This is a genomic window from Rickettsiella endosymbiont of Xylota segnis (assembly GCF_964019545.1).
GTDB lineage: Bacteria > Pseudomonadota > Gammaproteobacteria > Diplorickettsiales > Diplorickettsiaceae > Aquirickettsiella.
In genome coordinates this window covers 538,761-552,468 of sequence record NZ_OZ026451.1, presented here as the reverse complement: position 1 = coordinate 552,468, position 13,708 = coordinate 538,761, and the positions used below count along the sequence as shown (strand labels likewise).

Below are 13,708 nucleotides of genomic sequence, written 5' to 3'. Positions count from 1 at the left end.
ATTTTAAAAATTCGATGGTAAATTAGCACTTTCCGTTAAATGCTTATGTTGTAATTTGGCCGCTTCAACAAAACCTACAAATAAAGGATGACCATCACGTGGATTCGATGTAAATTCCGGATGAAATTGACAACCTATAAACCAAGGATGGTTTTCCAGTTCGATCATCTCCACCAATGTTCCATCTTCAGAACGGCCGGAAACTATTAATCCAGCCTTTTCTAAGCAAGGTAATAATTGATTGTTAACTTCATAACGATGTCGATGGCGTTCAATAATACTATCGCGACCATATAACTTTCTGGCTTTGCTGCCTTGTTTTAGACAGCAAATTTGGCCACCTAAACGCATCGTTCCACCTAAATCAGAATCTTTATCGCGTTTTTCACGTTGACCATCGGCTGTAGTCCATTCTGTTACCAAAGCTACGACAGGATAAGGTGTATCCGCATCAAACTCTGTACTATGAGCATTATTTAATCCTGCTACATGTCGAGCAAACTCAATCAAGGCCGTCTGCATACCTAAACAAATTCCTAGATAAGGGATTTTATTTTCACGGGCATACTGTGCAGCTAGAATCTTACCTGCTATTCCACGTTTACCAAAACCACCCGGGACCAGAATTGCGTCTAAAGGCTCGAGTAGCTTTACGCCCTGCTGTTCTAAAGCTTCAGCATCAATGTAGACCACATTCACATGCGTATGTGTTTTAATTCCTGCATGCACTAGAGCTTCGCTCAGAGATTTATAGGAATCTGCAAGACCCATATATTTACCGACCATGCCAATTTTCACTTCAGCGGTAGGATTTTCTTTAGCAGCAACCACCTCTGCCCAAGCTTTTAAATCCGCAGGAGGGTAATCTTTCAAACCAAAACGTTGTAATACCCTTTCATCCACACTTTGTTGATGTAATAACAACGGTACTCGATAAATATTATTCACATCGGGTAATGAAATAACGCCAGACAATTCAACGTTGGTAAATAAGGCGATTTTTTCTCGTGCATGTTCGGGGATTTCTTCTTTTGATCGACAAATAAGCATATCGGCCGATATGCCTATTGAACGTAATTCTTTAGTGGAATGTTGAGTCGGTTTTGTTTTGATTTCACCTGCAGTACTAATATAAGGGACTAAGGTCAAATGAATAAATAACGTAAATTGAGTACCTAGTTCGATACGTAATTGACGAATCGCTTCTAGGAATGGTAACGATTCAATATCCCCTACCGTACCACCAATTTCGACTAAAGCAATATCCGCTCCATGCGCGCCTTTTAATATCGCTTGTTTAATTTCATCAGTAACGTGCGGAATAACTTGCACGGTACCACCTAAATAGTCACCGCGGCGTTCTTTACGTAATACCCGAGCATAAATCTGCCCCGCTGTAAAATTATTGTCTTTAGTCATTTTAGCGCGTACAAAGCGCTCATAATGACCCAAATCCAAATCAGTTTCCGCGCCATCTTCTGTGACAAAAACTTCGCCATGCTGATAAGGACTCATCGTACCGGGATCAAGGTTCAAGTAGGGATCCAACTTTAGCAAGCTAACTTTAAGCCCTCTTGACTCTAAAATGGCCGCCAAGGAGGCTGCAGCAATACCTTTTCCCAAGGAAGAAACTACACCACCCGTAATAAATATATATCGTGTCGCCATTTAAGAGAGTTTAACCTCCGAAAATAAATGATTATTTAGCCAAGTTGCTAATAAATTAGCCACAAAGCTTGCTGCTTGGGATTCAACCATAAAACCTTTATCATAAACTGCTTCACAGACATCCGCAAAGCAAGAACCTTGTTGTAGGAGGTTTAATACTAATGCTTCGACCTCGGTTAAAGCAACTGCGTAGGACTGTAATTCTTTACGCCAGACCACGCAATGAGTCTTCGTCATTTGTACGTTCGGTACCGATTTTTCTTGGACTAAGGCTTGCCAGATCGCGTAGCTATTATAATTAAAGCAAAAATATTGTACCGAGGGATGAAATTTAAAACACAAAGACGGCCAATTTTGTTCTGCAATATTCGTTAAAGCTTCAAAATTTAAGAAAGAAGCATCAGCTGCTTCTAAACTAACAATTAAGGCTTTAATCAATTTTGCTAATTCACTTAAATGGGGCTGTTCAGAGTAAGGGGTATATTCGCCTAAAAATTGCGCTAAAGGTTCACTAAACATTGCTATCGAATAAAATTGTGATGGATACGCATCGATAAAGGCTTCTGCCAGCTCGGAGAAGGCTTCATCACCTAATAGTTTAGCTAGCAATCCGTATTCTTGATGTAAAGCATCTATCAAGCGCCAATCATAAGCATTACTATAGACAGCTAAGCGCTCGTGTATCGTGCCTCTAACCGGCATCACTAACTGGTTTAAAATTTGCTCATCTTCACCCATGACATGGGTTTGCAAACTCTGTTGCAAATTAGCTAATGCAGACATTTTCTTTCCAAATGTTTTTTGCTATCTTTTTGGCCTGTTGTAATTCGTCGAATAAAATAGGAAACTCAGGTATATCATCATCACGTTCTATCATGGTGGCAACCCTGCCATATCTTTTGACTGCTTGTGCATATAGCGACCAAACACCATCGATAATGGGTGCATCGTGTGTATCAATAATATAATCCCCACAATTTTTATGTCCCGCTAAATGAAACTGACGTACTCTATGGATAGGGATTGCATTTAAGTAGTCTAATGGATCGAAATGATGGTTCACAGAGCTGACATAAATATTATTAATATCAAGTAAGATTAAACAATCGGCTTGTTCAGCGATAGACGTTAAAAATTCCCATTCAGGGACTTTAGAATCGCAATATTCAATGTAACTAGAAACATTTTCTAATAAAATCTGTCGGCCTAAAAAATCTTGTACTTGTTTAACCCGATCAACCACATGTTTTACCGCTTCTTCAGTATAAGGTAAAGGCAATAAATCATGCATATTTAAGCCATCAATTCCCGTCCAGCATAAATGATCAGAGATCCAAACCGGTTGTATTTTATCAGCCAATATTTTTACTTTTTTTAAATATTCCATATTAAGCGGATCACAACTTCCTACTGATAAAGAAACACCATGCATAGCTAATGGATAAAATTCACGAATACGATTAAGATAATGAAGAGGTTTTCCGCCGGGTACTAAATAATCTTCAGTTATCGCTTCAAACCAATCTATTTTAGGTCGATGTTCTAAAATGTAAGAATAATGTTGGGTTCGTAAACCAAGACCAAAACCTAGAAAAGCATCCATCGTCAGGAATTAACCTATAAAAAATCTCATAACAAAAAAAAGCCGCGTATTGTTACGCGGCTTCATTCTACACAGTCATACAGCTAAAGAATAGCCATACTAATAATTAATTATTATCCATTCATTTGGCTGGTTGCATTTTCAGCAGTTCTGCAACGACGATGGTGACGGCGGTGATGTCTTTTTGGAGGACATACTTGCTTGCATCGGCTCATACATTTACATGTATTACATGGAGCGGCACAAGGTGGTGCACAAGGTGTTTCACAGATTGGTGTATTTTCTGGAATGTTTCGCGCACCTGTTGCACAACCAGATAAGAATATAGCGGCTGCAGTAGCAGCAATAATTAAACCAGACTTTTTCATGATCATGATCATCTATCCCCTGTATAAAAATGGATAAGAAAAATTTTTCTGTCACTAATCCACTGCTTATAGCATTACACTATAGAACAGCTAGTGACACTTAGTTTTTATACATAATTGTAAAAGAAAGCAAGTATTTTTTAATTTTCAGTTAATAAACGCACAAAAAATAATCTATTTTTTATTTTTTATAAACGAATTGCGGCAATTATTGACAACAAAAAAATAAATAATAAAAATTAGTAAAAAACTCATAAACATAATGCTTTCATTAAACTGATAATAAAAAGCGCACAAACCAATTAAACCTAATACAAAATTTGTACAACCGAAAAGTATATTAATTTGTAGAGGAGAAAAATTTACAGCTAATAATAAATGATGACCATGTTGTCTATCTGAAAAAACAACCGATTGGCCTTTTATTAACCGATATAGCATGACCGCTGTAGCATCAAATAATGGCATTGACATTATCCATAACATGGTCACTGGCGTTATTGGCCGAAAATTGCTTTGTGAAAGTTCTATTAAAAACCATACTAAACCAAAGCCTAACAACATACTTCCAGCATCACCCATGAATACCTGTGCATGCGCGCGACTGAAAAAAGGAAAATTAAAGCAAAGAAAACCTAGCACACTAGTAACCATTAGCAGCAAAATACTTGCAGCAGAAAAATGTTGGGTAAACATAGCCGCAAAAATTAATAAAATTAATTCCACTAAGACTAAGGTTCCTGCCAGCCCGTCAATACCATCTATCATATTAATGGCATTAATTATTCCCAATCCGGCAATCAATGTCACGATTAAACTGGTGTAATGACCTAAATAAATATCTTTAAAAAAGATCAGATTGCCCAGATGTGTAATATAATTATTTCCCCAAAAAATCATCAATAATACTGCAGCAATTTGTGCAAAAAAACGACTTTTTGGTGATAGTTCTCGAAAGTCATCTAACATGCCAACAAAAACTAATAAAGCCGATCCAGCAATGAAACTACGATAACTTTGTAGAGAAATAGGCAAGGTTAATAAGCCAACTAATAAACCCATTAACATCGCTAAACCACCTATCAAAGGGATGTTGCCTTGGTGTTGTTTTCGAATATCGGGTGTATCGATTAAATCCAGGCGTAAAGCTAAAGGGCGTAATAGAACAACACCAAATATAGTAATGCAGAAAACAAGTACTGCGGATAGAAAATTAAACATTTTTATCTCATTTTCTTATAATACAAATTCAGCCTCTATAGCATCCTTTCTAAACATTTTCACTGTAGCCAAAGAAACTTCGTTTAAATCTCTACCTATCCAATCCAATTTTTTTAAAATATCATTGGTCAATGTGATAACATGACAATGACTATTTTCAGCTTGTATGATATTAAACACTTCTCTAGGACTTGCCCAAATTAGCTGTTGATTCGGTCTGTCTTTTAAAAATTCGGCAGACTTAGTCATCAAGGGTACTGGATCAATACCGGTATCAGCAACCCTCCCCGCAAAAACCGAAATATAGGCGGGCGTAATATTTCCCAATATTCGGCTTACCTGTACTACTTGTTCATACGTAGTCAATGCAGTAATATTTTGTTTGACCCCTTGCTGAGCGAGGTCTTTAATTAACTTGAAAGTAAATTTACCATAAGTATCTGTAATTGGGATTTTAACATAAACATTTTCTGCCCATGCATTGATAGCCAATGCTTGGCGTCTCATTTCAATCAACTCATCTGAGAAAACTTCAAATGAAACAGGTCGATCTGGAATCACCTGTAAAATTTCTAAAGCAAATTTTTGATAATTGGTGATGCCGGATTTTTTCATTAAAGTGGGATTGGTTGTAAATCCCTTAATTAAAGTGTTTTGATATAAATCAAACATGGTTGCTATATCTGCTCCGTCAGCAAATAATTTAACAGTTAAATCTTTGAGTTTCATCCAATCTACTCCTTAACTGAAGAAAAAAGATTCCTGAATCAATCTGAATTTACGCCAACACATTCTGGAAATACTCGTTAAATTGTTAAACAAAATTATCATGGTGAATAATTAAAATGTGTTAAACCTGCAACTGACAAAATTTTTTATCTGCGTATTGTTTTTAGCCGGCCATAATGAATTTACACCGGCACAGATTCCCATTTTGTGGTTGTGACTTTTAATTTGGGGTGTGCAACCATTAGATGCCATAGCACAGCTTGGAAGGCCTCTGCATGCGGTGTAATGTGATCCACATTAACTGTTGGAATTAATACATAGGAATCAGCAAGTTTTGCAGTATAACCTCCGTCCCTACCCAAAATACCCACTATTTTACAACCTTGTTCCTTCCCGTAATCCAAAGCAGCGATGAGATTAGGACTAATATTTTTTTGCAAATCGCCTCCGCCTACAGACAAAACAAATAACATATCCTTGGCAGATAATTGACTCGCTGCCAACCAGTTTGAGAAAACCGAACGCCAACCATCATCATTTGTCCGCGCTGTTAATTCAGCAATGTTATCAGTTGGAGTATAAGCTTCGATTCCTACAATTTTCCTAAAGTCATTCACAGCATGTGAAGCATTCGCCGCACTACCGCCTACACCCAAAAAAAACAAACGTCCTTTTTTTTCTCTTATTTCTAGTAACAAATCTACTATTTGTTCAATATGATTTAAATTTAACTCATTAATTATAAATTTAGTTTCTGATAAAAATTTTTCTGCAAACATATAAAATCCATTTTAATCAAAATAAATAGGTTGATCTGTAATCTCATCTAGTTTTTTTGGCTTAAAATTCAGGCCTATAGAAATATTGCACCAAGTATAGGGTAAAAATTTTAAAGGAAAGAACTCACGTGATACTAATTTAAAATAAGGTTGAATTTCATCTAAAATTTCTTGCGGCACGTTGACATGTTCTCGTTCAATAAACCATTTATAGGTTTGTTGATATCTTTTTTCAAAGATTCTTTGTACAGAAATTTTTCTTCCAATCGAATACCCAAATCCACCTTCACAAGGAATGACTACAGAAAAAACACCCTGTTGTTTATGGCACACGCGATAAATTTCTTTAATGGCTTTAGGTAAATTCGGAAGATGCTCCAAGACATGGGAAGCAATAATCCGATCAAACTCATGATCGGGCGCAGGAATTTTTTCCTGACAATCTCCTACCCAAATTTGAATATCAGGATGCTTATTCCGTATACCTTCAGCCATATTTTCTCTCAATTCAAGAGCAACATAATTTTGTCTCTGCAAATCCGAAAGTTGTTCATGAAAGATATGCTCACCTAAACCTGCTCCAATTTCTAAAGTTTTAGTAAAAGTTGCAGGTCTAGTTTTAATTATATAATTATTATTAAAACGTTCGAGAAATGAAAATTTCTTGGGAAAAATAGTATATAAATATTTCATGAAATCATCACGTATCCATTTTTGTTCTTCATTTAATTCTGAAAAGATTTTAGGCCATTTATCATTACCTACTTTCATAAAAAAGTGTTCCATTTAAAATATTTAAATATAAAATGATATTATATAAACCAATAAAATTTATTGGTTTAATATTGGCTTAAAAATAAGCCCTATACAAAGATTACACCAAATAAATGGCAACCAATTAAATGGAAAAAATTTTTGAGATTCTAATTTAAAATAAGGAGTAATTTCTTCTAGGATTTCTTTTGGAACGTTGACATGTTCGCGTTCTATAAACCATTTATAAGATTGCTTATATCTTTTTTCAAAAATTCTTTGCGCAGAAATTTTTCTTGCGAATGAATAGGCCATTCCCTTCTCGCAAGGAATAACTACAGCAAAAAAACCGTTTTTTTTATGACACACTCTATAAATTTCCTTAATCGCTGCAGGCAAATTAGGTAGATGCTCCAATACATGTATGGCTAGAATCCTATCAAACTCATTATCTTGAACTGGGATCTTCCTCTGACAATCGCCAACTATAACTTGTATATCAGGATGATTATTTTTTATTTGTACTGCCATATTTGCACGTAATTCAAAAGCAACATAATTTTTACGTTGTTCATAAGATAAAGTTTCGTAAAAGAGATGCTCACCAAGGCCTGCACCAATTTCTAATGTTTTTATAAAATTAAGTGGCTTATTCTCAATAACATAATTATTATTAAAATTTTCTATAGAAATATATTTTTTAGGTAATATGGTATGCCAATAATGTATGAAATCATTACTGATCCTTTTTTGTTTTGCAGTTAATTCTGGAAAAATTTTGGGCCATTTTATATTATCGGACATAAGGATGCCTTTTTTTCTTTCATGAGTTTTTTAAATTCACTTAAACCGTTGAGTGAACCTATTTCATAAAAACGCTGAAAAACTTCATAGTGAGCTAATTGATTTTCTTCAACGAGCTTCCGGTAAAGATCGCTCAAATCACCGTAAAAGTCATTATTAAGGAAAATATTTTTTGCAAACAAAGATAAGCCATAATCAATATGGCTCATATTATTGGTTTTATTTTTTTTATCATATTTAATAATTTGAGTTCCAACTAACTCTATGTTACTGACATCACCTATATCATTATTTTTAAAAATGGTCATTAAAACAGGTTTTTTTTGTTCTTCAAAAATCCTCTGAATATTTTTATAGTCGACTATTAAATAACTATCACCATATAACACAAAAAAATTTCCTTCTATTAGGGATAATGCATTCTTTATGGCTCCAGCTGTGCCTAATAATTTTTTACCATCGTTCGCATAAGTTACTGACAACCCAAATTGCTTACCGTTTTTCACATATTCTCGGATCAAATCACCTAAATAACCGATACATAAAATCACTCTTTCGAACCCTTGGCTTTTTAGTAACCGTAATTGATGTGCAATAAAAGGTTCTTCATTCACTATAATCAAAGATTTAGGTGTCTTTTTAGACAATGACCCTAATCGCGTTGCTAAACCACCGGCTAAAATAACTATAGGAAATAATTTATTCATTTTATGATTGAGCAATTAATTTAGTCCCTTCAAAATCGAAGCGAAATCTCACTTCTTGGAGGCCAGCCTCTCTCATCTTTCGCCGTAATAGCACTTTATCTTTTGCAAAAAACATCAAGAATCCTCCTCCACCTGCACCAATTAGTTTTCCCCCTAAAGCCCCATTATTAAGAGCTAACTCATACCATTGGTTAATTTTTGTATTACTCATGTTTTTAGATCGGGTTTGTTTATGTGACCAATGCTTATTCATCAAGGCAGAAAATTCAATTAAATCTCCTGCTTCTAAAGCGGTTTTACTTGCAAATGCAAGTTCTTTAATGAAATGTAGATGCTCGATCATTTCTTGATTATTATTTTTACTTTTTTCGTCTTGTTCTTTTAGAATAGTTGATGCAGAACGAGAATAGCCAGTAAAAAATAACAATAAATTATCTTCCAGTTGATAGAGTGTATCTAAAACTATTTTTAAAGGATTGGCACTAACATTACCCTCTGGGGAAAATTCAAAACATGTCAATCCACCGTAAGCCGCTATATATTGATCTTGTTTTCCAATAGGTTCCGCGACTCGTTCTAATTCAATATGACAAGCTTGTTCTGCTAAATCCTGGGGATGAACTAAATTTTTTTTGTAGGCATGAAGATTTTTTAAAAGCGCCGTAGTAAAACTACCTGATGAACCTAAACCGGTACCTGCGGGTATATCAGCCATACTAGAAATTTCTAAATGCGAAGCTTCAATTCCAATATATTTTAACGATTCTCGAATAATAGGGTGTTGAATATCGTCAAGTTTATTAACTTTTTCTAAACTAGAATATTTTATAATTAAGTTTTCTATAAAAGTTTGATGTAGCGTGATATAGACATATTTATCGATCGCAGCAGCAATAAGAAACCCACCATGCTTAGAATAATAAGAAGGTAAATCAGTACCTCCTCCTCCAAGAGAAATTCTTAACGGACTACGTGTGATAAGCATAACCCGATCCTTGCGCTACCTTTTCTACTATCGTTAAAGCAGCATGAGCATCCTTTAGCCCAGGATTTGCTTGGTGTCGATGTTTAATATCATCTATTAAAGCAGAAAACTCTAACTGCCATGAATCATCACCCATAGGATATTCCCAAATATATGTTTCGGGAGGGCCCATGTGTGGCAACATTTTATAGTAACTTAAACGTTCTACGCCATAACTACCCCCTAAACCTTGAATTTCTAACTTAGCTTTTTTTCCGTAAATTTCAAAAGAAAATAAATTCTTCCATTCTGTACAACTGGCATGCAGGAAAGCAGTTTGTTTTGCGGTTGTTTTTAATAAAATAAACCCGTTATCATCCACTGGTCTATCCCAGTAATAAGTATGTGCAAAACCCTCTACTTCAGCAAATTCGCCTAAAAACCAACGTGAAAGATCAACTAAATGTATTCCCTTATCCAATAATTCACCACCACCAGATAATTCAGGGTTAGAACGCCATTCTTTATCGTAACCGATTCGACCACCATGACCATAATGACCTCTAATAAACATTAATTCACCCAATTCACCTGCTTTGTATATTTCATAGGCTTTTAAAAGTGCTTTATGGTAACGATGATTAAATCCAACTTTCACAATAACATTAGATTTTTCCATAGCTACTATAACCGGTTCCAACTCCTTACTAAATCGCGCACCAGGTTTCTCAATTAATACGTTTTTTCCAGCTTTAATTGCAGCCAAACTAATTTCGGTTAATACTTCATGTGTAGTGGCTATAATGACTATATCTATCTCTGATTTAGACATAACCTCTTCCCAATTTGATAGCACTTTACACCCGGGGGTTTGACTTGCTAAATTTTGTGCACGCTGCAAATTTTTATCCACACAATATAATAAATGTCCACCTTTTAAACACTGAGCTCGCTTATTACCAATCAAACCACAGCCAATAATAGCAACATTCATGATAAATCTTCCTCATATTTTTTACGAATTTCAGGTTTAATTCTACGTAAAGTATAAATATCCGTCATAGCAATTTCTGGATAGTATTCATGTAAATTATTCCAGGGATCCCAAACCGCACTAATCAATTTCCCAGTAATACCATCTGCTGCATCCGAAGCAAGATATACAGATAATTCTGCTGCTAATTCCGGTGAAGATCCGCCAGTTTTTGCTTGCTCAATTGATACTTGATAAAACTTATGTCCCACATTTTCTGGCCCAGCACTTAACACTTCATCTAAAAAGCCCGTATTTAACGCGCCGGGTGAAATAGCCATCACATCAATGTTAAATGGCAGCAACTCGTTGGCAAGAGTTTCTGAAAAACGTACAATGCCTGCTTTAGAGGCAGCATAAGCACTAAAGTTGGGCATAGGTTTAGTGGCCCCACCACCTGATATGATAATAATTTTTCCCTTTTTTTGCTTTTTTAGTAAAGGAATAACAGCTCGGCATTGCAGAACCGTACCTTTTAAATTAATATCTATTGCATCACTCCATGCTTGCCAATCAAGTGATTCGAGCGGTCCCTTAGGCCCATAAACCCCAGCATTTGCCACTAAAATATCTACGCCCCCCAACTCCTCTTCAGCAATTTTAATTAAATATTCGACTTGCTCAGGTGAAGCGACATCAGTAGGAATAGCAATAACTTTGTTATTAACAGATGCAATACCCTGTAATTCAGCCTGTTTTTTTAAAAGTTGGATTCTATTTCTCGCACAGATCACCACACTAGCGCCAGCTTTCACATATGCTTGCGCAATAGCTGATCCCAAGCCTTTACTAGCGCCGCTAATAATGGCTTTTTTATTCAGTAATTTCATTATTACATCCTACTCTAAAATATTTAATAGCTTTTTTACCCTCTAGTTGCTTACTTAAAAAACCACTCGTATCAAATATGTAAGGTTTTCGCAAATCTGTAGCTAATTGTTCAATTTGAATATTCATAAACTCTGGGCATTCAGTTCCAAGAATAATCGCATCGGCTTTATCAAGTGCAGAATCTATATCTGGTTGCAAATAGATGATTTTTTCTAATTCAGGTACTAAACTTTTTATGGTGGGATCATAGGCATTTACAATCACACCTTGTGAGCTAAGCCATAAACTAATATTAATGGCTAAAGAATGTCTTAAAGAATCCGTTCCGTGTTTATAGGCTAACCCTAAAATAGCCATTCTTTTTCCTTTTAATTCACCAAAATTTTCAGTTATTTTTTTTTGTAGCCAGTTTTCATGTCTCTGATTACTTAATAAAATTGCTTTAAAAAAATCAGCAGCAAAGTGTACTTTTTCACTGATTTGCAATATATAATTAATATCTCGCGCTAAAGTTCCTCCAGAAAATGCTCCACCGGGCGCTAAATAGGCTTTAGCTCCTATCCTAATATCTGTCTTTAATCCCAATGCAACAGAATTAGCATCTGCGCCAAAATATTCACATAAAGTTGCTAATTCATTAATAAAAACAATAGAAGTCGCTAAAAAAGCATTGATAGCATGTTTAGTCATTTCAGCAGATTCAATAGACATCCAAATTATTTTATCCGCTATAGGCTGTAAGAGATTTTTAATAATAACTTTATTTAATTCGGAACGAGTACCCATAATGATACGATCCGGATGCAGAAATAACTCAATCGATTTACCTAGACGTAAATTCTCGGGGGAATAAACAAAATCAAGCTGTTTGTCTTTATAATTTTGTTGGAAAATATTCATTATTTCTTGAGTAGTCCCTACCGGTATTTGCGAAGAAATAATAACTAATGCATTATTTTTAAAGTATGAAAATAATTTTATTAGTCTATTCTTAACTTCATTAACATCCGCCTGGCCTAATTCATTGATCGTGGTATCGTAAGTTATCCAAATTATATTAGAATCTCTAAGATCAGAAGAATCATTGGTGAAATATAATGCGTTTGAATTTTTTGCAGTACTCATAATTTCAGTTAAGCCAGGTTCATATATGGGTGCGATCCCTTGTTTTAAATGAGTAATAAGTTGAAGATCTTCATCATAAGCAACCACAGTATGACCAAATTTAGTAAGACAAGCTGCTGTAACACAACCAAGATGCCATAAGCCTATTACAGCAACTTTCATACTCTGACCTCCATTAACCATGCATTTTTTCTTAAATAATCTAAAGTTTTAATTATACTTTCCTGAATGTTAAACTTAGGCAGCCATCCTAATTCACGAATCTTTTTACAATCCAAAAATATAAAAGGATTATCTCCTATCCATCCTCGTTTTCCTCCTGAATAGATTAATTCGGGTGAGATATCTAAAGCTTCTGAAATCCACTTAACGGAGTCCTTTACCTGACAGTAACCATTTACACCTAAATTAAATATATTAATTTTTTCATTAGCTTTTTTTAAAGTTAACAAAATAGCGTCAATACAATCTTGTATGTATAAATAAGATTTAGATTGATCTCCATCACCTAAAATTTTTAATTGTCTGGGATCATTTTCTAACTGACGGTAAAAATCAAAAACGTGGCCGTGTGTATAACGTTCGCCTAAAATAGATACAAAACGAAAAATATAGGCTTGTATATCAAAAGCTTCGCTAAAAGCTTGAATTAAACCTTCAGCCGCTAGCTTCGAAGCACCATAGAGTGATGTTTGTATCGGAAAAGGAGCATTTTCAGGAGTGGGTATGATAGCAGCCTCACCATATACAGACCCTGTTGAAGAAAAAATAATTTTTTTTACACCAGTAATACGCATAGCCTCTAATACATTAAAGGTCGCAATCGTATTCTGTTGCAAATCTTTATTAGTATGATTAATACCATTTTTTACATCTGCATTAGCAGCAAAATGGAATATTCCATCACATGCTGGAGGAATACTTGCTAGTAAAGTTTTTTGGTCGAGGCAATCTCCTTGAATAAATTTAAAGGTTGAAAACTGCTTTGCAACCTGCAAAAATTCTACAACACCTGTTGATAAATTATCATAACCTATAACTTCATGTCCTTGGATTAAGAGACGATCGACTAAATGGCTTCCAATAAATCCCGCACAACCAGTTACAAAATATCGCAATTTAA

Annotated in this window: 15 protein-coding genes; 1 reads left to right on the top strand and 14 read right to left on the bottom strand. The window is 35.0% G+C overall.

Annotated elements, in window-relative coordinates:
* Positions 1-3 precede the first annotated feature (3 nt).
* Genes AACL18_RS02545 through AACL18_RS02535 form a run of 3 tightly spaced genes read right to left on the bottom strand, consistent with a single transcriptional unit; the run spans position 4 to position 3,271 of the window.
* Entirely contained in the window at positions 4-1,668 is a 1,665-nt protein-coding gene (locus AACL18_RS02545; protein ID WP_339051198.1) for a CTP synthase, read from the bottom strand.
* Entirely contained in the window at positions 1,669-2,451 is a 783-nt protein-coding gene (locus AACL18_RS02540) for a DNA-binding domain-containing protein (RefSeq protein WP_339051196.1), read from the bottom strand. It abuts the gene before it with no gap.
* Entirely contained in the window at positions 2,435-3,271 is an 837-nt protein-coding gene (locus AACL18_RS02535) for a DUF692 domain-containing protein (RefSeq protein WP_339051194.1), read from the bottom strand. Before AACL18_RS02535 ends, AACL18_RS02540 begins: the two co-directional genes overlap by 17 nt.
* Before the next feature lie 201 nt (positions 3,272-3,472).
* On the opposite strand from AACL18_RS02535, the gene AACL18_RS02530 reads away from it, so the two are divergent.
* Complete coding sequence (locus tag AACL18_RS02530; RefSeq protein ID WP_339051193.1) at positions 3,473-3,676, top strand: hypothetical protein; 204 nt, start codon at positions 3,473-3,475, stop codon at positions 3,674-3,676.
* 137 nt (positions 3,677-3,813) lie between these two features.
* On the opposite strand, the gene AACL18_RS02525 is transcribed toward AACL18_RS02530, so the two are convergent.
* The 11 genes from AACL18_RS02525 to AACL18_RS02475 form a co-directional block, all read right to left on the bottom strand.
* A complete protein-coding gene (locus AACL18_RS02525; RefSeq protein WP_339051192.1) occupies positions 3,814-4,860 on the bottom strand; it encodes an MraY family glycosyltransferase in 1,047 nt (348 codons plus the stop codon).
* 15 nt (positions 4,861-4,875) lie between these two features.
* Complete coding sequence (locus AACL18_RS02520) at positions 4,876-5,589, bottom strand: transaldolase (RefSeq protein WP_339051191.1); 714 nt, start codon at positions 5,587-5,589, stop codon at positions 4,876-4,878.
* 182 nt (positions 5,590-5,771) lie between these two features.
* A complete protein-coding gene (locus AACL18_RS02515) occupies positions 5,772-6,368 on the bottom strand; it encodes an SIS domain-containing protein (protein ID WP_339051189.1) in 597 nt (198 codons plus the stop codon).
* A 12-nt stretch (positions 6,369-6,380) separates the two neighbouring features.
* Positions 6,381-7,139 (bottom strand): class I SAM-dependent methyltransferase, encoded by a 759-nt coding sequence (locus tag AACL18_RS02510; protein ID WP_339051188.1) that lies wholly within the window; start codon positions 7,137-7,139, stop codon positions 6,381-6,383.
* 60 nt (positions 7,140-7,199) lie between these two features.
* Positions 7,200-7,925: a class I SAM-dependent methyltransferase gene (locus tag AACL18_RS02505; RefSeq protein WP_339051186.1), complete on the bottom strand. Its 726-nt coding sequence runs from the start codon at positions 7,923-7,925 to the stop codon at positions 7,200-7,202.
* Complete coding sequence (locus tag AACL18_RS02500) at positions 7,910-8,632, bottom strand: sugar phosphate nucleotidyltransferase (protein WP_339051184.1); 723 nt, start codon at positions 8,630-8,632, stop codon at positions 7,910-7,912. The genes AACL18_RS02505 and AACL18_RS02500 overlap by 16 nt, the downstream gene beginning before the upstream one ends.
* Position 8,633: 1 nt before the next feature.
* Positions 8,634-9,617 carry a hypothetical protein gene (locus AACL18_RS02495; RefSeq protein WP_339051183.1) on the bottom strand — a complete coding sequence of 328 codons (984 nt, stop codon included), beginning with the start codon at positions 9,615-9,617 and terminating at the stop codon, positions 8,634-8,636.
* Positions 9,601-10,590 (bottom strand): Gfo/Idh/MocA family oxidoreductase, encoded by a 990-nt coding sequence (locus tag AACL18_RS02490; RefSeq protein ID WP_339051182.1) that lies wholly within the window; start codon positions 10,588-10,590, stop codon positions 9,601-9,603. Before AACL18_RS02490 ends, AACL18_RS02495 begins: the two co-directional genes overlap by 17 nt.
* Positions 10,587-11,459 (bottom strand): SDR family oxidoreductase, encoded by an 873-nt coding sequence (locus AACL18_RS02485; RefSeq protein WP_339051181.1) that lies wholly within the window; start codon positions 11,457-11,459, stop codon positions 10,587-10,589. Before AACL18_RS02485 ends, AACL18_RS02490 begins: the two co-directional genes overlap by 4 nt.
* Complete coding sequence (locus tag AACL18_RS02480; RefSeq protein WP_339051180.1) at positions 11,443-12,747, bottom strand: nucleotide sugar dehydrogenase; 1,305 nt, start codon at positions 12,745-12,747, stop codon at positions 11,443-11,445. Before AACL18_RS02480 ends, AACL18_RS02485 begins: the two co-directional genes overlap by 17 nt.
* On the bottom strand, positions 12,744-13,703 hold the full coding sequence (locus tag AACL18_RS02475; RefSeq protein ID WP_339051179.1) for an NAD-dependent epimerase/dehydratase family protein: 960 nt from the start codon (positions 13,701-13,703) through the stop codon (positions 12,744-12,746). The genes AACL18_RS02480 and AACL18_RS02475 overlap by 4 nt, the downstream gene beginning before the upstream one ends.
* Positions 13,704-13,708: the final 5 nt, after the last annotated feature.